The sequence below is a fragment of the Paracoccus litorisediminis genome (assembly GCF_009711205.1).
In the GTDB taxonomy this organism is placed as follows: domain Bacteria; phylum Pseudomonadota; class Alphaproteobacteria; order Rhodobacterales; family Rhodobacteraceae; genus Paracoccus; species Paracoccus litorisediminis.
Window position 1 is genome coordinate 284,127 of record NZ_WMIG01000001.1, and the last position, 20,170, is coordinate 304,296.

Annotated in this window: 21 protein-coding genes; 6 read left to right on the forward strand and 15 right to left on the reverse strand. The window is 60.1% G+C overall.

What is annotated here, in order from left to right; all coding sequences use genetic code 11:
- The first annotated feature begins 504 nt into the window (after positions 1–504).
- Together GL300_RS01470 and GL300_RS01475 are read left to right on the forward strand one after the other, a co-directional pair.
- Positions 505–2,046, forward strand: coding sequence for a S1 family peptidase (locus GL300_RS01470; protein WP_155037801.1), 1,542 nt, complete (start codon positions 505–507; stop codon positions 2,044–2,046).
- 56 nt (positions 2,047–2,102) lie between these two features.
- On the forward strand, positions 2,103–2,321 hold the full coding sequence (locus tag GL300_RS01475) for a hypothetical protein (protein ID WP_155037802.1): 219 nt from the start codon (positions 2,103–2,105) through the stop codon (positions 2,319–2,321).
- Positions 2,322–2,428: 107 nt separating this feature from the next.
- Here GL300_RS01475 and GL300_RS01480 read toward each other — a convergent pair whose 3' ends face one another.
- Positions 2,429–2,902 (reverse strand): thermonuclease family protein, encoded by a 474-nt coding sequence (locus GL300_RS01480; RefSeq protein ID WP_155037803.1) that lies wholly within the window; start codon positions 2,900–2,902, stop codon positions 2,429–2,431.
- Positions 2,903–3,495: 593 nt separating this feature from the next.
- Between GL300_RS01480 and GL300_RS01485 the strand changes: the two genes are divergently transcribed.
- The 3 genes from GL300_RS01485 to GL300_RS01495 all read left to right on the forward strand — a co-directional run bounded on the left by GL300_RS01485 (position 3,496) and on the right by GL300_RS01495 (position 5,236).
- Positions 3,496–3,909, forward strand: coding sequence for an excalibur calcium-binding domain-containing protein (locus GL300_RS01485; RefSeq protein WP_246195058.1), 414 nt, complete (start codon positions 3,496–3,498; stop codon positions 3,907–3,909).
- A 51-nt stretch (positions 3,910–3,960) separates the two neighbouring features.
- A complete protein-coding gene (locus GL300_RS01490) occupies positions 3,961–4,377 on the forward strand; it encodes a hypothetical protein (protein ID WP_155037805.1) in 417 nt (138 codons plus the stop codon).
- A gap of 577 nt (positions 4,378–4,954) precedes the next feature.
- Complete coding sequence (locus GL300_RS01495; RefSeq protein WP_155037806.1) at positions 4,955–5,236, forward strand: hypothetical protein; 282 nt, start codon at positions 4,955–4,957, stop codon at positions 5,234–5,236.
- Positions 5,237–5,514: 278 nt separating this feature from the next.
- On the opposite strand, the gene GL300_RS01500 is transcribed toward GL300_RS01495, so the two are convergent.
- The 12 genes from GL300_RS01500 to GL300_RS01545 form a co-directional block, all read right to left on the reverse strand.
- The gene (locus GL300_RS01500; RefSeq protein ID WP_155037807.1) at positions 5,515–6,084 is read right to left on the reverse strand and encodes a hypothetical protein; all 570 of its coding nucleotides are present in this window, start codon (positions 6,082–6,084) and stop codon (positions 5,515–5,517) included.
- A 178-nt stretch (positions 6,085–6,262) separates the two neighbouring features.
- Positions 6,263–8,440, reverse strand: coding sequence for a hypothetical protein (locus GL300_RS01505; RefSeq protein WP_155037808.1), 2,178 nt, complete (start codon positions 8,438–8,440; stop codon positions 6,263–6,265).
- Positions 8,440–10,245 (reverse strand): phage tail tip lysozyme, encoded by a 1,806-nt coding sequence (locus GL300_RS01510; protein WP_155037809.1) that lies wholly within the window; start codon positions 10,243–10,245, stop codon positions 8,440–8,442. The genes GL300_RS01505 and GL300_RS01510 overlap by 1 nt, the downstream gene beginning before the upstream one ends.
- 96 nt (positions 10,246–10,341) lie before the next feature.
- Positions 10,342–10,782: a hypothetical protein gene (locus GL300_RS01515; RefSeq protein WP_155037810.1), complete on the reverse strand. Its 441-nt coding sequence runs from the start codon at positions 10,780–10,782 to the stop codon at positions 10,342–10,344.
- Between the two features lie 321 nt (positions 10,783–11,103).
- A complete protein-coding gene (locus GL300_RS01520; protein ID WP_155037811.1) occupies positions 11,104–12,621 on the reverse strand; it encodes a YfjI family protein in 1,518 nt (505 codons plus the stop codon).
- Positions 12,618–13,499, reverse strand: coding sequence for a DUF7146 domain-containing protein (locus tag GL300_RS27230; protein ID WP_343042878.1), 882 nt, complete (start codon positions 13,497–13,499; stop codon positions 12,618–12,620). The genes GL300_RS01520 and GL300_RS27230 overlap by 4 nt, the downstream gene beginning before the upstream one ends.
- Before the next feature lie 90 nt (positions 13,500–13,589).
- Positions 13,590–13,805 (reverse strand): transcriptional coactivator p15/PC4 family protein, encoded by a 216-nt coding sequence (locus GL300_RS01530; RefSeq protein ID WP_155037812.1) that lies wholly within the window; start codon positions 13,803–13,805, stop codon positions 13,590–13,592.
- Positions 13,802–14,119, reverse strand: a complete 318-nt coding sequence (locus GL300_RS27385) for a winged helix domain-containing protein (protein ID WP_425495919.1) — start codon at positions 14,117–14,119, stop codon at positions 13,802–13,804. Before GL300_RS27385 ends, GL300_RS01530 begins: the two co-directional genes overlap by 4 nt.
- 90 nt (positions 14,120–14,209) lie before the next feature.
- Positions 14,210–14,407 carry a helix-turn-helix domain-containing protein gene (locus tag GL300_RS27235; RefSeq protein WP_170297585.1) on the reverse strand — a complete coding sequence of 66 codons (198 nt, stop codon included), beginning with the start codon at positions 14,405–14,407 and terminating at the stop codon, positions 14,210–14,212.
- Positions 14,408–14,473: 66 nt separating this feature from the next.
- Entirely contained in the window at positions 14,474–15,079 is a 606-nt protein-coding gene (locus GL300_RS01535; protein ID WP_155037813.1) for a hypothetical protein, read from the reverse strand.
- Entirely contained in the window at positions 15,076–16,236 is a 1,161-nt protein-coding gene (locus GL300_RS01540) for a tyrosine-type recombinase/integrase (RefSeq protein WP_343042879.1), read from the reverse strand. The genes GL300_RS01535 and GL300_RS01540 overlap by 4 nt, the downstream gene beginning before the upstream one ends.
- A gap of 287 nt (positions 16,237–16,523) precedes the next feature.
- Complete coding sequence (locus GL300_RS01545; RefSeq protein WP_155037814.1) at positions 16,524–17,291, reverse strand: SDR family oxidoreductase; 768 nt, start codon at positions 17,289–17,291, stop codon at positions 16,524–16,526.
- A 127-nt stretch (positions 17,292–17,418) separates the two neighbouring features.
- Here GL300_RS01545 and GL300_RS01550 point away from each other — a divergent pair, with 127 nt between their 5' ends.
- The gene (locus GL300_RS01550) at positions 17,419–18,456 is read left to right on the forward strand and encodes a lysine-2,3-aminomutase-like protein (protein WP_155038522.1); all 1,038 of its coding nucleotides are present in this window, start codon (positions 17,419–17,421) and stop codon (positions 18,454–18,456) included.
- 31 nt (positions 18,457–18,487) lie between these two features.
- Here the strand turns inward: GL300_RS01550 and GL300_RS01555 are convergent, their stop codons facing one another.
- Together GL300_RS01555 and GL300_RS01560 are read right to left on the reverse strand one after the other, a co-directional pair.
- Positions 18,488–19,330, reverse strand: a complete 843-nt coding sequence (locus tag GL300_RS01555) for an ATP-binding cassette domain-containing protein (RefSeq protein WP_155037815.1) — start codon at positions 19,328–19,330, stop codon at positions 18,488–18,490.
- Positions 19,327–20,166, reverse strand: coding sequence for an ABC transporter ATP-binding protein (locus tag GL300_RS01560; RefSeq protein WP_155037816.1), 840 nt, complete (start codon positions 20,164–20,166; stop codon positions 19,327–19,329). The genes GL300_RS01555 and GL300_RS01560 overlap by 4 nt, the downstream gene beginning before the upstream one ends.
- Positions 20,167–20,170 lie beyond the last annotated feature (4 nt).

The following is a 20,170-nucleotide window of genomic DNA, read 5'->3' on the forward strand; positions in this document are numbered from 1 at the left end:
GCATATAACTCCGAATTTGAACCCGGCATTTGTGGGTCCGCGGTCGCCCGGGCGGGGAAACCGTTTACCTACCAAACTACACATGATATGTAGGATCAAACACACCAGGTGTCAACACATGGAGTGTATCTTGATACACACGGAGTGTAAATGCCAGCCCTCGACAAGAAAATTTGCAAGGCGGCGCGTGCTTTGCTCGATTGGAAGGCTGGAGACCTCGCCGACGCAGCGCGCATTTCGCACGACACGCTTCGGTCATTCGAGAGCGGTCGCACAAAGGCACTAAGCCGCGAGAATGAGGAGGCCGTACTCCACGCCCTCGAAGCGAATGGCGTCCAATTCCTCGAGACGGGGCAGACAGCTGCGGGACCCGGAGTAGTATTGCTTTCCTTGAACCGCGGGGCTCAAAACTAAACCAACCTTAATGGGCTGCTAAGGATGCTTTGACTCGGACCCTCGCCGCATTCATTCTGAAAATGCGGTTTTGCCATTTCCGAGCCTGACATGCGCATCACTTCGTCCATTTTCAGTGTCGTCATAGCGCTCGCGTCGCCCGTATATGCTTATACTGTGGATGAGATGTGGGCTGAATTTGATGCGACCAAACTCAGCCTGGATGAAAAGCGATTTCTTCAGTTCGGACTTGCCCTGGAGGGCCAATATTCCGCCCTAGTGGATGGCGCATGGGGCAACGGCAGCCAAGCCGCACTTGAGGCATGGGCCAGAGGTGCCGGATTGCAGCCCCCTATTGAGAGCTGGGAGGTCGTCCTGCTTGCCGCAGACACAGCAGAGGCCTTGCGCGTTGACGGCTGGGAACAGCGCTACTTTGAGCCGATGGACATGTCGTTCGCGGTCCCAGCAGGGCGTATGAAGCAGGAACAGGCGAGTGAGTTCTTCCTGAACTACGCCCACGACGCGAGCACACTCCGCTACTCGCTAAATCTTGGCGATTTGCCAAACATGCAAGGTTTTCATACCTACGCGCTTCGCTCGGCTTTGCCGGGAAGTTCCCCCTACACCCTCCGGCGCGAAAAAGTGTTAATTACCTCCGTAGACCAACCGGCAGGAACAATCCTCTATGTCCGTTCAGATCTGAGGCGGAATGGTTGGGCAACGGTGATGTTGTCCGCGGCTAAGCGGGACCAGCACCTTTTGAGCGCTGTTTCCGGCAGCATTACCAAGGGATGGTCGAACGCCATTGATCTTCCTCCTAGTGGGGAGATTATGGAGGGCTTCACTTCCATGGCAACCATCCTAGTTGAGGCGGACGAGCAGCAGACAGCCGACGAATATGCAAGTCTTGAGGCAATGCGCCAAGGCATGACGGCACCTCCTACCGTCCCTCATTTGCCCTCGCCACCTGTCGATCAGCAGGCGGTTGCACCTGCGGCCCCCTCAGCGCCAAAGCCGGCTGAACTAACCCTTCAAGGCACTGGAACAGCCTTCTTCGTATCGGAGCAGGGCCACCTGATTACGAATGCTCATGTTGTAGAGGGCTGCGAACTCCTGAAGATTGATGGCCGCGATATAATCCTGATTGCGGTCGACGAGAACTTTGACCTAGCGCTAATCAAGGACATCCCTCAACGAATCCCCGCGGTCGCAAAATTCGCCTCTCGACCGGCGGCATTGAATGCCGACATCACCATTGCTGGCTATCCGCTTACCGGGATTCTCTCAGGCCTCAACATCACCCGCGGCAGCGTCAGCAGCCTGAAAGGGCCGGCAGGTGATCCGATCCGCATGCAGATCTCCGCGCCGGTCCAACCAGGAAACTCAGGGGGTCCAGCTGTAGATGCGACCGGCCATGTGGTAGGAGTAGTGGTCTCGAAGCTGGATGCCAAGCTGATCGCCGAGACCATTGGTGACATCCCGCAGAACGTCAACTTTGCGGTGCGGGGCGAGATGGCGAAACTGTTCCTGTTTCAAAATAACGTAGAGCCGATCCTTGGCGCCGATGACGAACCCCTTCTAGATGCTGTCACCCTCGGGAAGGACCTTGAGAGGACAACCCGACTTGTAGAGTGCTATGGACATTCCAACTGATCCGGCAGTCGGCGGGCGGTGCATACGGGGAACATGCAGTGGGTGAAGGTGAACAGATGGGCGAAGATGAGAATGCTCTCCAGACAATGGGTGAGACTTTCCCAGGCTATCAGCATGAGGCAGGCGACAGAGCGTTTGTCGTGGCGCAACACTTCAATGATTTTTTGCAGGAGCATCCTTTCATCCGGGAACGACCAGACTTGGCGGCTCTTGCTGATCGGGCGGGGGATACGCTGGCGGAGTTGTATCAAGCTATCTGGAAAGCAAAAGACTGAACCAGTTCCGCTTGTGCCGTGCTGCGCGCATTTTTAAGGCGTTGGACAATCAAGCCTCCGCCTTACAGCCCATGCGTTTTGACTTCCGATTGATCAACTTCAACTGGCTACCAGTATCTGGCGCAGTATCCCCCCACCATCATGGCGGAAGCCAATTCTTGACCATCGTTTCGGTAGCAGGAGCCGATAAAGCGGTCATAGCTGCGACCACCGTTCAGATAGCAGCGCACTGTCTTGCCGTTGACGAGCTTTTGCATAGCTACCTTAGCCCTTTGGCCTGCAGGTGTCCCTAACTCCGCACAATCCAATGAGCTAAATCGTACGGCAACGCCTTTCACTTCAATCGTGTCTCCGTCGCGAACGTGCGTTACTGGCCCCTCAACCTGTTGAACAGCGGTCATTTCGATCAGTCGAGGAACATACTCCGGGTATCGCTTGAGTGGGTTAAATAAGGCGTAAAGCATCGCGATAAAGCCTAGGCCCATTCCGACCTTTGCAAGCAACGAGCGCAACGACCGGCGTTGTTTCTTAGTCCTGACCGTACGTTTTTTCCTGCGCGGATCGAACTGTACAACCGGCATACGTCCTCCCTGTTGTGTGAGGCTCAATCAGGAGATTGACGCACGCCGTTGTCTCGCAGCCCGCTTACGGCAGCCATCGAAGCAGTGGCGAGCATCTGCCCTGCCGAACTCGGGAACGGGCTTCCCACACCGGTTGTCCGCTGTGTCCGCCCAGATAGCATGAACGTCTCGATCAGAAGTCCCCAGCCGCCGCCGGGCTTTTCCTCGATGGTCACGCTGTGTGGATCGGGTGCTGGCATTTTGCGACTTGATTAAATTGGGGGTCAGAGCCGGGTCAGTAACATGATACGACATAATGACGTAAATCTAACACCCGACTATCCGAATCGCCATAACACCGCCTAGCGTCCAGAATCGTTAACCTTTCTTAACAAAAGTTCTTCGTAGGTTCGCGGTTGGACAAAAGGGGTAGAATGTTACTGATTTCTCTTAGGCGCCTGAGCGCTGCCTTACGGACAGGAAGTTGCACCGCGCTTGTCGCTTGCGGTCCCACAGTAGATTCGTCGACCTATGGCGGCCCCGACAGCATGCGTAATCGATCATCCTATGCGCTTTGGAGCGAGTTGGGCGCGACATCCGACACACGAACAATCATGCTTCTTGAAGCTGAGTTGGCGGCACGGGGTGAAACTCAGTCACCTTCGGGAAGTGAATACCTGGGCAGGAAAACCAGCGGAACTGTGGGTCGCAGGTCTTACGCCCGTTCTGAGGCTATCAGCGGCGACCGCAACTGTTCTGACTTCACGTCCGGCGCCGAAGCTCAGCGGTTTTTCCTCGCTACGGGAGGTCCCGTCAGCGACCTTCATGGGTTAGACCGGGATGGAGATGGCAATGCCTGCGAGTGGGGGAAAACCCTTCGAAGCAGCGTATCCAGCCATCGCCAGTATGTCGCGCGCCAGACTTCGGCTGCCCGCAGTTACCAATCATCAAGCCGATGCTATGTTGGCCCTAGAGGCGGGAGTTATACTATCACCCCCAGCGGGAGCAAAAACTACGGTGGGTGCTAAGAATCAATATTGCGATGCGCTATGGGTCGCGAAATGGCAGGGAGAAAACTGATGATAAAGCTGTTATCTCCTTTGCTCGGCGTTTTTTTTGCTGCGCAGGCGGAAGGCCAAGAGTTTCTGATATTCGGAGGCGATGACCATGATGTGTTTCTTGGTTGCCTGAACTGCAACGCGTTCGCCTCTGACGCGATTTGCAACGAATTTGGGGCTGGGAGTGAATTTAAGTCAGAATCGATCTTCAATGAATTCGGTAAGTTTGGCAGCGAGTTCTCCTCTTCCAGCCCTTGGAATGAGTTCACGTCGTCGGACAGTGTTCCTGTTGTTGTAGATCGAGAGGGAAATTTCTACGGTTATTTGACGATAAACACTTTTCGGTCAAATGCTGTTTCGTTTTCAAAGAACCTTGCGAAGATTTATGACGTTTCCGACGGAGACTTGGGAGTTGTGCGAAACTTGTTGTGCCAGTAGTCCCAGCGCCTCCGCTGCGCCTCCCTGATGCGTTCTATCCCCTCTGGCATTCACGCCCCTGTCGAATTGCCGCCGTGCAACTTTCAGCGCCGTATGTCCGGCTCCGATTTGTTGCGGCAGGGCGTAACCTTGGTTGGGGATTTGTCCCTCAAAATTCCTACGGAAAATATTGGCCCCGCTTCGGCGGGGTTTCCTCATGCCACGACTCGACGCAAAACGGCGGGGTTCGTGCCCCGCCGTCCCAGACGCAAAAGCGTTCTATCAATCGGTTTTCTTCACGTCATCGCTGTCTTGCAATACGCTTACGGCACCCTTGAGTTTCTGACGTTCCTCGATCAGTGCACGGCGCAGAATGCGTTTCATGTCGCTGGTCATCTGACGTCCTCCTAGGTTGGCAGCACAAGCTGCGGGAGAAGTCACGATAGCACGGACAGCCTCAGATTTCACGACAAAAGTGGGCGTGTTTTTTCTCGACAGCAGTAGGCGGGCTTGCCGAGCCGTAACTAAAGCGCCTCTGCTTGCCCAGATCGGGGCACCGCCTTACACAGGCACTCCATTACAAACCAAAGGCATTTCAATGAAACAGATCCTGCTCCCGCTCGTCGCTGCTCTGGCTGTCGGTTTCGGATTCATGGCTTTCGACAAGTCGCGCGGTGCTGAATGGGTTGTCTCACCGCAGGAGATTGCCGAGGCGAAAGCAGCAGGCAGCACGGGCGTGGAATCGCGGCCAGGCACTGTGACGGTTCTGCCTATCCGGAGCGAGACTGCCGACGCGCTGCCCGTCAAGTGGGCGATAGCAGGCATCGCTGCGGGGGCGCTGGTTTTCTCCTCGATGCGTCGCCGGAAGAGGGCAGCATAAGCCCTAAGATGATCCGGAACTGTCAGACTCCGAGGATCTGTGCGATTTCCCGGCTCTCGCGAACCAGTTCCATGACCTGCGCCCGGAGTGACAAGGCCTCTTTCGTCCGCAGCCCATGCCGGAAATTCGGGTGGTCGGAGCCCGGTTTAGCACCAGACCGCGCACCGTGCATCCGACAGACAGCCCAGCCCTTCACCGCGGGATTGCAGCAGCGGACGCCTGACCGCTTGGATTTCGCCGTGCAGCGGGGAGAACAGTGCATGAGGTAAACGGCATCTTTAGCCATGGGCCCCTCCCCCGTGATTGACGTTACCGACGACCGCCTGCGCTCCGCTTTCGACGGTAACGCGCTCGACCCTCACCACTTGCTGGCCCTTCGATCGATAGCGCTTCAACGCCTCGACCTGGGCGGCATATGTGCGCGCCAACTTGTTCAGCGCGCGCTCGGCTGCGTCCTGTTGCGGGATGACGCTGGCCCTGTTCAGCCGGTGGGCAAGGGTCATCGTCGCTTGATGGATGGTAGCCATTTGAGTTAGCAGCAGAACTTCAGCGGGGTCTTGTGGGTGCATGCCATCCACAAAGCCAAGCACAAAGTTAGCGGCGTCATCGTCCGCCAACTTCCCCGGCGATGATGTGGCGGAAATCTGATGTAAAAGGCCAGCCAGAACATTGTCGCTTCCGGCAGCCTCTTGAAGCTTCGAGAAATCGCCGGACACCTCGACCTGGAGAACCTCGCCTTCCTGCTGCATTCTCACCTTGGGCGTGGCTTTCTCATCCTGTCGTTGTGGAAATGGCGAAACGTCCTGATTCTGGGGAGCGCCATATGCTTCGGCGCGCGGGTTCTGCATGGTTCTCTCCTTGCTCGGATTGCCGCTCCGCTCCATATTCGACCGATGAGCATCGCCGCTGTTTACCTGACCGTCATGCTGGCAAATTTCGCCACCGGATGGTTCGTCTATGCCCTCTGGCGAATTCATAGGAACGCCAATGACTGGCCGGCGATCGGCATGGCAGTATTCATTGCAATCACTGTCGCAATAGCCGCCTGCGCAGTTGTTCAGCCAACGCCGGACTCGCACCGACCCCAACCGCAAGCGTCCCGCGCCGAAGCGCTCCCCCAGCATCCGGCAAAAGCGGAAATGCTGCGCGAGCGCGCTCAATCGCATCAAGAGTAGCCCGAGCGTTTGGCCGGGTCAGCACGTCGGCGAGTTCGTTCCGCACAGTCCCTTTCGCTCGCTGGATCTGTGACGGCGTTGAGCCGGTGAATTGCCGCCAGTAGCCTTTGGCTGTCTTGACGGGCTCACCTTTGCGGAAAGCCCCCGGCTCCATGCTGTCATCCAGCATTGCTGCGAACGCCCCGCGCTGTGCGGTCTTGCTGTTCCCACCAACGCCAGCACGTAAGCCGAGAGCGGACGCCGTTTCGTCAATCGCCGTCTTGAGCGGATGCCAGTCGTCGCCGAGCAGAAGCTTCATCTTGTCCTGCGAGGCCCGCGACGTGAGCATGGCATATGCCTTGTAGGTCTCGCGGGCATCCATGTTCGGATCGGTCGCGACGGCACGGACATTAGCTACCGCATCATCGATGCTCTGCCTCAGCCCGCGCTTTACCGCCGCGCGCTCCGCTCCGGACATGCCGTCAAGCGCGGCTTCCGCCTCGGCGCGGGTCACTTGCGGGCGCAGCAGTTCCGAACCGGTCTTGATCGCCTGCACTTCGTCAATTGCGCTGGCTGCGACCCGGGTAGCGTCATCATAGGCCGGGGCCGCTTCACCAAGGGCCTGACGAATGGTGCGGGACAGTCCCTTGTAGGCATTCCCCAGCGGGGTTTGCCCGCCCATAGCCCCCTGCCCTTCGCCGGTCGATGCCGCCTGATCCAGCGCCCGCTTAATGTAGTCCCACTGACGAACATCGGGCATCCGACGCATTGTGACAGACCCGTCATCAGCAATGCTGGCAAGGATCTGGCGTGATGCGTCGTCATCAAGTTTCATCAGCAGGTTTGCGTCATTGATAGCCTTCGCCGGAACGCGCTTAAGCAGCCCCTCAAGCCGCATCCCGGCTTCACTGGCATAGTCGATGGGCTGCGCATAGGCAGCGTCGTAGACCGCCTTGCGGGCCGGCGCGGTGGACTGCCTCACATCACCCTGCAAGCGGGCCGTGTCGTTGAACTGACGGCCTCCGGCAGCACCGATATTGTTGCCGGTAAGCGACTGATCCAGCGCGGCGTTGAGGCGCCCGCCGGCTGCCGTTGCTCGGTCATCGATGCGATGAAGCGCAGTGCGTGCGCCTTCACCGGGGGCTTGCGTCACGAAGTCCAACGCGTTGCGCGTGGTTGGACCGGCATCCGCAAGCATCGCATCCTGCCCGGCGTCGTTCAGTGCCGAACCCATCCGGGATAGATCGTCCATTTCGAGCGTATCAGACAGCAGACGACTAGCCTTTGGGGAGATACCAAGACCAGAGGCTATCCGACTGATGCCTTGCGATTGATTCAGGCGATTTCGGAATGCTGATGCGAGAGCCCCAACCCCATGCGCGACAGCTGGCACGGCCAACCCGACGGCACCTCCGAAAGCAGCGTCTGTTGCCGATGTGGCAACCCGGTTTTCTGCTCCATTGTCGCCGCGGCCAAACCCCCTAGTGGCACCTTCCACGACACCCAAGCCCGCGCCTCGCACCATGTTCCCGCCGAGGCTCTGCGCAGCCATGCCGGGGCCCGCAACTACTGCAGCCGGGACACCAGTTGCCAAACCGCCAGCGAGTTGAAGGCCAGCGCTTTGAAGCGGCTTTTCATCGTCCATAGCCTTCGAGGTGGCGCGCCATGCATCGCGTGCTTTGTCACCATAAACGGCCCCGACGGCTTCATCGGCATAGGATCCAATAAACGGCGTACCCTCCACGGCTTTTAGCGCGCGGGCCTCCACCGGGTTCTGGTTGATGATGCTATCGTTCCATCCCGACATGGACACATCAGCCGGTGTCGCGCCCTCCATCAGCTTCGCGACCTGTTCCGGGTCGCTGGTGCTGTAGTTCGGACTGCTGAATACGCGCTTGCCGTCCGACAACTCCCAGATGGTGCCGCCGTCCTCGGTCGATGCGAGGGCCCTGCGTCCGGTCGGTTGCTCCTGCGTAGCAGGCGCGAAATCCGCCCATGGGCCATCCTCTTGCGCGGCCTGCGGCTGATAATCTTCCCAAGGACCGGCCATCACTGCCTCTCCCAGCTATTCGGGTCGGCCGGATCACCACCCTTGAAGCGATAACCCTTGCGCAACTCGCCGACCTGCGGAGCCTGCGACGTGCCATCGCTGATCTTGTCGCGCATCTTGTTGAACGTCTCGTAGGGATTACCAAGCGCCGCCATCTTGCGCTCGGCATCCTGCCACGAGACTTCTCCGCGCTGCGCCTGCATCGCAATATCCGCCGCTGCCATCTTCTGGCGTTGAATGGACTGCATCGTCTCGTTGATGATGGCATTGCCTTCGGGAGTTCTGGCGAGCGTCGGTAGTGAGCTGAGGAACTGCTTTGCGTCGAAGTCTGATGAAGCCCCTGCACCGGGCGTGCGCATCGCCGGCGCCAGCCTGTCAATGATCGACTGATACGCCTGCAATTCTGGCAAGCCGTCGATATTCACCCCGAGCATTTCGGCATAGGGGCCGAACTTCACGGCCAGCTCTGCGCTCTTCCCCGTGTTGATCTGACCAGCCAAACCGGCGAGCGATTGCAGATCGCCCATGAGACGCCCAGCGTTCTGCCCATCCGTCACAACCTCACCAAGCCTCGTTGCGGCAAGCTCGTCGCTCTTGTCCGTAAACTTGCTGCTGTTTTGACCAACCGTCACGTTCTGTTGGCTGGCACCCGCCCGCTTCATTTCCAGCATGAAGTCTTGGAAAGAACCCTGATAGCCTTGAGACTTCGCGAAATCATATTCGCGCATGTCGTCGGTCTGTTTGGGCTGCGGGTTGCGCATCGTGTCGAGTTCAAGCTGCGCCTTTTCCATCTCCATTTGGCGAAGCGGGTCTTGCGCCGCCATCTGCTGTTCCCAGAGCGCATTCTGCTGCCCGAACCTGTGCTGCATCAGCATTCCAAGCACCGACCGCCTGCCCTCATCCAGATACGGGTTGCCCATCAGCTGGGCCATCGCAGCCATGTCTGCGTCCATTCCCGTTGCGGGCATTTGGCCCTGCGAAGAAGGCGCACCGCCGAGATATTCAGCCTCACGCGATGCCCGGTGCTGCTCAGCAGGCCGCAGGAAGCTGTTCACAACAGCCGCACCAGCTTCCCCAGGGTTCGAGGTCGCAAGGATTTTCCGTGCAGCCGCACTTTCGGGGCCTCGCAGTTCCTGCACGAGGAAATCCATCTGCACATCTGGATCGCTGACGGATTGACCGGCCTCCTGCGCGAACCGTTCCAACGCCACGCGCCGCGGTCCAGTCCATTGCGCCAAGCCGTAACCACCACGCGAACCAGCAACGGTGGGGATTTGCTCGTTGATGCCGGGGTTCATGCCGCTCTCGTCCTGAAAATTCATCAGGAAGCCGTCAGCGACGTGCTCGGGAAGGCCCCGCGAGACGAGCCCATTCCGCAAGTAGCTACCAAGGTCGCCCTGCGGGGCTTGTCCGGTTATCTGTTGGGGCGCGCTTTGTTGCGGGTCCGCGCCTTGCGACCCTTCCTCAAAAAAAGGCGTGCCGCCCCTCGGGCCAAAACCAAATGCCCGCGAAAATAACGTGCCGAGCGCCGACTGCTGAGGGGGCTGTTGCTGAGGGACAGGTGCCGGCGCGCCATTGCCGAAAACCTGGCCCCACGCCGCGTTCGCCTGCTCAACTCCCTGCCTCTCAGCGGCATTTGCTCGGCGGTTCAGGACACCCGCCGCCAGACCGTGAGCCAGAGCATTGATACCTGCACCCGGTCCCGACAAGTCATCCATGCCCGCCGCAAGTTGCTGTGCTTGCCAGCGTTGTCGACGCATGTCTTCGTAGGAGTTGCCAGCGTTGCCACCGAAAATATAGCCCATTTCAACCCTCAAACATTGCTGCGTGCGGCCAAACTGCCACGCACATTTGTAGGTATTATATTACCTCAACGATCAAAAATTTTCCAGCAAAACAGATCAGCCGAATCCAGCGGCAGGCATATTTCTGAGGTTGTGGTTCCCGATTGCAGCATCACAGGCGAGGTGTTGCGCGCGAGCCCTGGCCTCACTCTCCCGAATGAACGGATCTACCCTTTCAGACCACTCTTGCGCCAAGCCGTAACCCGTCCGCCCCGCGCGGTCAGAGACCATTACCAGCCAGACCGTATCTCCCCAGCGGGGCACGGGCAGGAATTCCGAAAACGCCATCGCCTCGGCAAGATTCATCCGTATCGAGGTTGGCTTGCTGATGTTGCGGAAGTGCTCCGAATAGGTGCGTAGAAGGATGGCATTGGCCACGTCATTTTGGATCATCCGAGTTGTCTCACCGCTCCGAGAGACCGACAGATTCTGAACGACACACTTGGCGGCAAAGTAGAGGGCATGCTTGCGAAGCAGATTACGGACAACCCGGCTCATGACAGCCCCCCGGAAGCCATAGCCGCACCGCTAATCACCGCTAAAAAGCGGTCTGCGCAGCGGATGTAGCTGGTGTAGCAGCGTAGGTGGTTTCGAAGCGGAACTGGCGTCCAGAGGCGGCCATGCCTTTTTGCAGACCACGACAACATCGACCAGAGACTCATCCGGGCAGGCCTTTTTCCTCCATTAAAAAATGGCCAGCCTTCGACCCGTGCCGTCGTGCTATTTTTGGTTTGCACCCCCGCTACATCCGCTACTCCCGCTACGAATGACACCCATGTAGCGAATGTAGCGATAGTAGCAGCGCCAGCGGATTGCTTTTCAGACACCATGACCAGCCCTCACGATGCGGAATGCTTCTTTCCGGGCGGCTCCCCTGATCACCTCCCCCTCCGGTAAGGGAATGATCCACCCGTGCTTCTCAAGCACGGCCAGCACGGCGCGCGCTACCTTGCTTTCGCGAAGGCTATTCGGTCCGTATTGCGTCACCTCGCGAGGCGTCACGTCTTGATGCGGCCAACTATCCAACAGCCATCGACGCAGCATCTCGGCACGATTTGTCTCCTCCGAGATGGCGCCGGCCTCGGCCAGCCGCAGTGCCTCGCCCAGATAGAAGCGGGCAAGCTCGATGCCCCATGTCATCGCTTCGGCAGCGACTTCCCGTGCATCCAGATCGGTCCATAGCGTCAGCACCCCGGCGATGCGCGCCGCCTGTTCCGCGGCCTTCGAGCCGTAGGAGCGGATCTGCTCCAGTGACCCGCCCAGCGCCTGTGCCATCTCGGTTTCCTCGTAGAAGCGCCACAGCAGATCACGGGCGGAAGCCGACAGCGGTAACGTAACGGGTGCCAGTTCACGCTGCGTGTCCCCCGTCGGCAGGGGCGAGGCGAGAATCTGGGCCAGCCGAACGGTGAAGGCATCTAAATTCAAGCGGCTGCCCGCATCATGCCCGCGCCGCAGCCGCGTGCCGATGGCGCTAGGTGGATCGGTTATGAGAAACCGCGCCAGGAAACCTTGGCCAGCGGCCAGAGGATCGGCAAGGAAGGGATGTGCGATGATCGGCTGCACCATGACATGCATGGACAGGCGACGACCGGGATAATCGCTGGTGCCGTCACCGGCCCGCATCCGGGTCAGCTTGTCGCCATTCCAGAGGCTGGAATAGCCGGCGATGGTCTTGAGCCGGTTATCGGTGTTCATACCGTGCCCACCGATAAAGCTGCCCCCTTCATCTGTGAAAAGCCCGACTGACGGCCTTCCGGCCTGGTAGAACTTGAACAGCCCTTCAATCGTCGGCTCCTGAAAGGTCAGGTTCGGTTTCAGGGGCTCGACCGGCGCCGGACCCAAGGTCTGCAACTCGGCTTGCGCCTTGAGGACCTTTCCCGGATCCGCGCCGGCCGCGTCGGCCATCAGGCGCTTGCGCTTGCCCTGCCAGATTTCAGCGGCGACTTCGTATTCGCGGAAAGCATCGCGATATGTGACAGCCTCGCGGGCTTCATGGTCGCGGATGCCCGCCATTAGCAGCCGGTCGCAGGTGGACTTGCGCTCGCCGCTCTCGGCAATAGTCAGGCAGAACAGTGAGCACGGCGCGGTGCCACCTCCGAGGATTTCCACATCCGCGAAGCCCTGAACCGCCAGGGCAGCTATGGAGAGCGCCGATTGGGCGGCAATGGCTGCGGGAGCTTGCGAGATGTCCTGCACGGCCTCCACGGCAGCCAGAAGCGGCCCGAGGGCATGAACAGGATAGGGTTCGCCGGGCGGGATTTCCCGCATGAGCGGCTGCGGTCCCTCGGCCTTGAACGGGATGGGCTGGGCAATCTCGATACTCATGGGCGCGGTCATGCTGCGGTCCCTTTCTTGTTCAGGATATCGTTCCAGTCCCGTCCCTCGGGGGCTGGAAGAAGGCTGACCGTCCAGCCCTGGGCGCTGGCACGTTCGGCCAACTTGTGTGCGGCAGCTCGACCCGCCTCGTCGCCGTCGCTGGCAATGGTCAGGCGCCCGGCCCTAGAAGGCAGGTGCAGCCCGGCAATCCCGGCGCAGGACAGGGCCGCCCAGATCGTCGCGGGACGCCCCAGCAAACCGCTGGCGAGGCTCAGAGCGGTTTCGATGCCCTCAGCAACCACCAGTGACCCCTGCGCCTCGGTGAGCCGCAAAGCCCCGCCCAGCGCCGCGCCGAGCATGGCCTTAGGCGGGTCCAAATCGGCCTTGCCGCTGCCATCAGGCCGCAGATAGGTCCGATGTAGTGCCAACCGCGGAAGCCCCTCGATCCGCGCCACCATGGCGGGAACGCGTTGGGCGCTCGGATGCCAGCAATCGGGATGAAAGCGCAGGCTCTCAGGCAACGAACAGGTGATGCCGCGGCCCCGCAGATAGGTTTCCACGATGGTGCCGACGATCGGCTGCGCCTCGGTCCAGCAGGTCCGTGCGCGTTTCTCCATCTGTATGGCTGCGGCTTCGTCCTCGGCTTTGCGCCGGGCAATCTCGGCTGGGCTCAGCGGCTCGGGCCGATAGTCGCCGGTCATCGCGCCTCGCGAACGCAGGGCATCCAGAATATCGGTGAAGGCGCAGCCGGTCTTGCAGTTCAACAGCAGCCGCCCATCCGGAGCGTCTGCCAGTGACAGAGACGGCTTGCGGTCGCCGTGGGCGGGGCAGCAGGCAAGGCCGTAGCGGCCATACCATTTGCCGCCGAGCGATTGCGTGAGGGTGCGAGCATCAGTCACGGCCGGCCCCCCAGATCAGGGAAGCCATCAAGGCTGCGCGGTCGTAGCTTATGCCATAGCGAATGCAGAGACGCGAAATGCGAAGCGCCATCATGCGACACCGCCTTTCACTGCCTTGCTCAACGTCTCAAGAACAGCGGGCAGAAGTTCCAGCCGGAACGCGAGCCCCTGCTTGCCAGGCCGCATCTCGTCTGAATCGTCGCTATACCAGACGCGGATGTTGATGATGGCGTGACCCTTGAATATTTCCGCCGTGATGCGGATTTCCTCACGGCTGTTCTTCGGAATGATACCCAGGTCGGTCATGCCGCAGCCTCCCGGCTAGGAATGACACTGGACCGAAGGCAATACCGTGCGTGGTTGCCCGGAAACGGCCCATCATGGGGCTCGTGGATGGTCTCAATGGAGACGCCGGCTTTGCGCAGCTTGAACACGTAAGCCGACCAGCGGGGGCCAGGATGCGTGATGGGGGTGCAACCCTTGGGACCGGCCTGCATCAGCTCCTCAAGAGCCCACCGATCCCTGCCTTTGACGACGACACGGGAAGCTTGCGCGCCGTCGCTCACAGTATATGCCCTCGCGGGCCATTGCTTTTCGAAGGTCATAGCCTTGCCTTTCATCTTGCAGGCAAGGGCGCTGGGCGCTATATTAACGGTATCCCAGTACCGTCAAACGATTGCGCCGCCGCCCTGCCCCGGGTGGCGGTTTCGTTATGCGGCGTCGCTGCGCGCTGCCTTTGCGCGCTCGATAACGGTGAGGATTTCAGATTGTGGCCAGCGGGATAGCCCACCCAACTTGATCGGCTTTGGAATTGTGCCATCAGCCACACGACGCCAGAAGGTCGGAACGCTAATTCCAAGAAGCGGCGCGGCTTCGCGGTCTTTCAGTAGGGGGTCTGTGATTGTCATTGGTCAGCCCATACGTTGATTGCGATGGGATGATGATGAGTGCGGACGCGGTGCCGTTCAGGGGCACTACTTCGGGAAGTGCCCCCCCCTTTTCCCGACCGCGGAATTATAGGCCATTTTCACAGCGTCAGCGCTAATGCCATGACGTTCGGCTACAGCAGCAATTGCGTCTTCCTTGGAAAGGAACTGGCTATCCATTGCGGCAACGCCAATCTCGATATCAACATCATTGGCTCGCCTGATCTCTTTCTTTAGGCTTTGCATCACGAAGCGCGCGGGCCGCTTCCCTTGCCCGCCCCCTTCCACACCCATAACCTCGCCAAGTGTCGTTTCAGGGCCTGCCACTTTGTAAGCCTGCCACGCCTCTGCCAGAGGCCTAACCCATGCTTTCGGAATCTCCACCGTCTCATCCCGCCACGCCTTTATCGGATAGCACATCCGCAAAAAGGCATGCGATTTACCGCCATCAAAGGCCGATAACGCAGAAGACATCAGGTCAAGACTAGCCGCCGTTTTCGAAAGCTTCCCTGCCTTCACTTCGTGAAGAAGTATTTCACACCAAGCTTCCAAAGCTACTTGGTACTTTTCGTCATCTGACAGAGACTTCATAGCGTCTAGCGCCGCAATTACTTGCTCCTTAACGGCGTGAGCTCGCTTGGACTTCTTGCTCACGCTTGACCTCCAACCATTTTGACAACGGCGCCTTTCTGGCCGGTCACATGTTGCGTCCAGCGTGCCAGCAGCGCCCGTCGTTGCTCAAGAAAGTCCGTCCGGCGATATGCCCGCTCCACCGTACCGCCGACCACATGTCCCAACATCGTTTCTGCCACATCGTGCGGAGCATCGGTCGTCTCGGCCAACCAGTCACGGAGGCTAGAACGGAAGCCGTGCGGGCGCTCGGTCATTCCCCGGCGTTCCATAAGCCGAGCCATCGTCGCGTCAGAAATGACGCCCTTCCTGACGCTAGGGAACATGAAGCCATCGCGACTATGCGCTCTTGCCTCCTCGATGATTGCCAACGTCTCCTGAACCAGCGGCACCCGAAAATCGGCAGTAGCATCCCTACGCCCTTTCATTGCCTCGGCAGGAACCGTCCACACATCACCATCTATTTGGTTTTCATGAATAAAGCGCAGAGGGTTCGAGCGTACTCCTGTGAGGATGAGCAGCCGCAACGCAAGATGCGTCACCGTCCCTTCGTTTAAGCTGGAATAGAATTCCGGCACATACTGCCAAGGCAGCGCGGGAATGTTCTCAGGCTTGTGTCGAGGCTTCCCCAACAGAGCGCGAGCCTTCTCTGTCGCTTGCAGATCCACTTGCAGGCCCAGCGCCGCTGCATGCTTCAAGCACAGGCTGAGACGGTTCATCGCCTTGCGGGCTGTCTCAGCCTTCTCATGCCAAATCGGCTTTAGACAATCGCGAATGTCGGTCTGGTCTATTTCTGCTACCGGCATCTTGCCCAACTTCGGCAACACATGGATTTCGAGCGGGCTGAACCAGCGGCCTGCCACCCCATCGCCTTTCAACTCGGCCTTTCGTGTCTCGAAACAATCGAGGGCGATATCATTCAGTATATGAAGGTTTCTCGCCGCCTCGCGCTTCGCATTCTCACGCACTTTGATGGGGTCCAGTCCCGCTCGTACAATCGATCGAGCGACGTCGGCGTTCTTGCGCGCCTCTGCTAGAGATACAGCCGGGAATGCACCGAGCCCCATTTCGCGACGCTTTCCATAGATCGTCACACGCAGCACCCATTTACCGCGTCCGCCTTCGTCCTTGACCAGCCACAGCCCAGCGCCATCGGCGTGCTTGCCCGGCCCCAGAGACACGGCACCTTTAGCGCTTAGCCTGTTTGTCGCTCGCACAATCCATCTCCGTCGCGAAGGAAAGTCAGTCCACCCCTAGGTCCACCCATAGATATAGTATTAGGTGATTTACACTGATTTGCCATGATGCCGCGTTATCGGAAGTTGGGCAAGTTCCTCTAGGATTTCGATATCTGCTGAGTTGCTTTGATTTCCATATCTAGTGGTATTCAATGCCGCCTTCGGGCACCACTTCCCCTCTTCAGGAATGGTGCAGATGGCCGCAGCAAATGCCGCGGCCTTTCCGGTTTTCACAGCACCGAAATCATGCCGCCATCGGCATAGATGATCTGACCCGAAACATAGCTCGACGCCGCGGACGCAAGAAAGATCGCGATTCCGGCCAGCTCCTCGGGCTGCCCCCAGCGGCGCATCGGCACCCGGCCCTTGACCCATGCGTCGAATTCCGGATTGGACAGCAACGCCTCGTTCATGTCGGTGACCATATAGCCCGGACCGATAGCATTGGCCTGAATGCCCAGCGCACCCCATTCCGCCGCCATCGCCTTGGTCAGCATCTTGATGCCGCCCTTGGCGACCGTGTAGGGCGCGATGGTCGCACGGGCCAGTTCCGAGGTCAGCGAGCCGATATTGATCACCTTGCCATGACCGCGCGCCGCCATCCGCTTGGCCGCCTCGCGCCCGATGACAAAGGCCGAGGTCAGGTTGGCGTCGATCACCCGCTGCCAGTCGGCGGTCTCCAGCTCCAACATCGGACGACGGAACTGGATGCCGGCGTTGTTGACCAGAATATCCACCTGTTGCCCGGTCCGGTCCAACTCTTCAAAGGCCGCCTTGATCGCGGCCTCATCGGTCACGTCAAAGGCCTGCGCCGCAACATCCAGCCCTTTGCCCCGCAATTCGGTCACGGCCTCGTCCAGGCGGGCGGCGTTGACGCCGTTCAGGATGACGCGGGCCCCGGCCTTGGCCAGCCCCTCGGCCATGGCGCGGCCCAAGCCACGTGATGAACCGGTGACAAGGGCCGTCCGGCCCGTCAGATCGAACAATTGAACGCTCAAGGGGATTTCCTCCGATTTGCTGCTTCGTCGACAATGTATACATTGCCGAACGCGAGGCCATTGCAATTTTAACCCGATGCGCGCATAAGCCTGCGCTTTCCAAACCCTGCGCAGGACTGCCTTGACCATGCCCTCTCGCCCGCTGACGACCGTGCCTGCCCTTGTCGGGGCCGGGCTGGCTGCGGCTGGCGATGCAGCCGAGCTTGAGGCGGTCGCAGAGGAATTCCGCATCCGCATCACACCCGCCATGCAGGGCGCGATCCGCGACGCAGCTGACCCCGTCGCTGCGCAATTCGTTCCCGACGCGCGTGAATTGAACATCCGCCCCGAGGAGTTGCTGGACCCGATCAGCGACCAAGCCTACAGCCCCACACCGGGCCTGACCCATCGCTATCCCGACCGGGTGATCCTGCACATCACCCGCACCTGCGAGGTCTATTGCCGCTTCTGCTTCCGCCGTGAGGTGGTGGGCGAAGAAGGCACCCTGCCCGACGCCGATCTGACCGCCGCGCTGGACTATATCGCCCGCACCCCCGCCATCCATGAGGTCATCCTGACTGGCGGCGACCCGATGGTGCTGTCCCCGCGCCGCATCACCGCGCTGATGCGCCGGTTGGAGGGCATCCCGCATCTGGACCTTGTCCGCTTCCACACCCGCATCCCGGTCGTCGCCCCCCATCGCATCGACGAGGCCATGCTGGAGGCGCTGCAAAGCGACCGTCTGGCCGTCTGGGTGGTCCTGCATACGAACCACGCGCAGGAACTGACGCCGGACGCCTGTGCAGCCCTGAAGCGCCTGTCAGTGGCGGGCATTCCGCTGCTGTCGCAGACGGTGCTGCTGAAGGGCGTAAATGCCGATGCCGAAACCTTGGCCGAACTGTTCCGGGCGCTGCTGCGCAACCGGGTGAAGCCCTATTACCTTCACCATTGCGATCTGGCGCGCGGGACCAGCCATTTCCGCACCACGATTGCCGAGGGTCAGACGATCATGGCCGCGCTGCGTGGGCGGCTGTCGGGGACGGCGCTGCCGACATATGTGCTGGATCTGCCGGGCGGCTACGGCAAGGCCCCCTTGGCCAGCGGCCATGTCGAGGAAACCGGGCCGGGCAGCTATCGCATCCGGGACTGGCGCGGCCAGCACCACGACTACTATGACCTGAAATGAAAAAGGCCCGGCGTGAACCGGGCCTTTTCGTTTATACGGCTGCGGCGCGCATCGCCTTGCGGCGGGCGACCCTTTCACGGATCGCCTCGACATCCGTGATCGGGGTCGCGGCGAAAAGCTCGCGCGTATAGGGGTGCTTGGGGGCCGCGAAAAGCTCTTCGCGGGTCCCCTGCTCGACCGCCTCGCCCTTGTTCATCACCAGCACGTCATCGGCGATGTAGCGCACCACCGACAGGTCGTGGCTGATGAAAACATAGGCCAGGTTGAACTCTTCCTGCAGGTCACGCAGCAGGTTCAGCACCTGCGCCTGCACCGACAGGTCCAGCGCCGAAACGGGCTCGTCCAGAACCAGCAGCGTCGGGTTCAGCATCAACGCCCGCGCAATCGCGATCCGCTGGCGTTGCCCGCCCGAGAACATATGCGGGTAGCGGTTGAAATGCTCGGCCGGCAGGCCGACCTTGACCAGCATTTCCTCGGCCCGGCGGCGACGCTCGGCGGCGGGAATGTCGGTGTTCAGAAGAAGCGGCTCCATCAGCACATCGCCGATCTTCTGGCGCGGGTTCAGCGAACCATAGGGGTTCTGGAACACCATCTGCACCTTGGAGCGCATATCGCGCGAGGGCTTCTGCTTGGCGATGTCGATGGGTTTCCCCTCGATCTTCAGCTCGCCGCCCGAGGATTGGTCGATCAGCGCGATGATCCGCGCCAAGGTCGATTTCCCCGAACCGGATTCACCGACGATCGCCAGCGTCTTGCCACGCTCGACCGAGAAGCTGATCCCCTTGACCGCGCGCACCGTTTTCGCGGGACGCAGAAGCGAGCCGGGAATGTGATAGTCGCGGATGATGTTCTTGCCTTCGACGACCACGCTCATCGGTTCACCTCGCCTTCAAGGAAGCTTGCCACGGTGGGCAGGCGGTCGCCCGTCGCGTTTTCCGGCAAGGCCGAAAGCAGCGCGCGGGTATAGGGGTGCTTGGGCGCCTCGAACAGCGACAGCACGTCCGCCTCTTCCATCTTCTTGCCCTTGTACTGCACCTGTACCCGGTCGGCAGTTTCCGCGACCACGCCCATATCGTGGGTGATCAGGATCAGCGCCATGCCGGATTTTTCCTGCAGCTCCATCAGCAGATCCAGGATCTGCTTCTGGATGGTCACGTCCAGCGCGGTCGTGGGTTCATCCGCGATCAGCAGGCGCGGACCGGTGGCAATGGCCATGGCGATCATCACGCGCTGGCATTGCCCGCCCGACATCTGGTGCGGATAGGCCTTCAGCTTTTCCTCGGGGTCGGGGATGCCGACTTGGCGGAACAGTTCCAGCGCGCGGGCGCGAGCAGCCTTTTTCGACAGCCCGGCATTGTAGCGCAGGACTTCCTCGATCTGGTAGCCAGTCGTGAAGGACGGGTTCAGCGAGGCGATCGGCTCTTGGAAGATCATGGTGATCTCGCGACCGATGATCTTGCGACGCTCTTTCGGGGACATGCGCAGCAGGTCCTTGCCGTCAAAGGTCATCTCATCGGCGGTGACGGTGGCGGTGTCGGGCAAAAGCCCCATCGCCGCCAGCATCGACACCGATTTCCCCGAGCCGGATTCCCCGACAATGGCCAGAACCTCGCCCTTGTCGACGCGGACATCGATCCCGTCGACAGCGGTAAAGCTGCCGGTCGAGGTCGCGAAGCGGACGGTCAGGTTGCGAATGGTAAGAATTGCCATGCCC

Coding starts and splice junctions, on each gene's coding strand:
- GL300_RS01560 (WP_155037816.1), bottom strand. CDS start 20,166: ATGGCAATTCTTACCATTCGCAACCTGACCGTCCGCTTCGCGACCTCG.
- GL300_RS01470 (WP_155037801.1), top strand. CDS start 505: ATGCGCATCACTTCGTCCATTTTCAGTGTCGTCATAGCGCTCGCGTCG.
- GL300_RS27385 (WP_425495919.1), bottom strand. CDS start 14,119: ATGAAAGGCAAGGCTATGACCTTCGAAAAGCAATGGCCCGCGAGGGCA.
- GL300_RS01500 (WP_155037807.1), bottom strand. CDS start 6,084: ATGCAGAACCCGCGCGCCGAAGCATATGGCGCTCCCCAGAATCAGGAC.
- GL300_RS01490 (WP_155037805.1), top strand. CDS start 3,961: ATGATAAAGCTGTTATCTCCTTTGCTCGGCGTTTTTTTTGCTGCGCAG.
- GL300_RS01505 (WP_155037808.1), bottom strand. CDS start 8,440: ATGGCCGGTCCTTGGGAAGATTATCAGCCGCAGGCCGCGCAAGAGGAT.
- GL300_RS01550 (WP_155038522.1), top strand. CDS start 17,419: ATGCCCTCTCGCCCGCTGACGACCGTGCCTGCCCTTGTCGGGGCCGGG.
- GL300_RS01530 (WP_155037812.1), bottom strand. CDS start 13,805: ATGACCGACCTGGGTATCATTCCGAAGAACAGCCGTGAGGAAATCCGC.
- GL300_RS01515 (WP_155037810.1), bottom strand. CDS start 10,782: ATGAGCCGGGTTGTCCGTAATCTGCTTCGCAAGCATGCCCTCTACTTT.
- GL300_RS01555 (WP_155037815.1), bottom strand. CDS start 19,330: ATGAGCGTGGTCGTCGAAGGCAAGAACATCATCCGCGACTATCACATT.
- GL300_RS01475 (WP_155037802.1), top strand. CDS start 2,103: ATGGGCGAAGATGAGAATGCTCTCCAGACAATGGGTGAGACTTTCCCA.
- GL300_RS27235 (WP_170297585.1), bottom strand. CDS start 14,407: ATGACAATCACAGACCCCCTACTGAAAGACCGCGAAGCCGCGCCGCTT.
- GL300_RS01520 (WP_155037811.1), bottom strand. CDS start 12,621: ATGACCGCGCCCATGAGTATCGAGATTGCCCAGCCCATCCCGTTCAAG.
- GL300_RS01485 (WP_246195058.1), top strand. CDS start 3,496: ATGCTTCTTGAAGCTGAGTTGGCGGCACGGGGTGAAACTCAGTCACCT.
- GL300_RS01510 (WP_155037809.1), bottom strand. CDS start 10,245: ATGGGCTATATTTTCGGTGGCAACGCTGGCAACTCCTACGAAGACATG.
- GL300_RS01495 (WP_155037806.1), top strand. CDS start 4,955: ATGAAACAGATCCTGCTCCCGCTCGTCGCTGCTCTGGCTGTCGGTTTC.
- GL300_RS01480 (WP_155037803.1), bottom strand. CDS start 2,902: ATGCCGGTTGTACAGTTCGATCCGCGCAGGAAAAAACGTACGGTCAGG.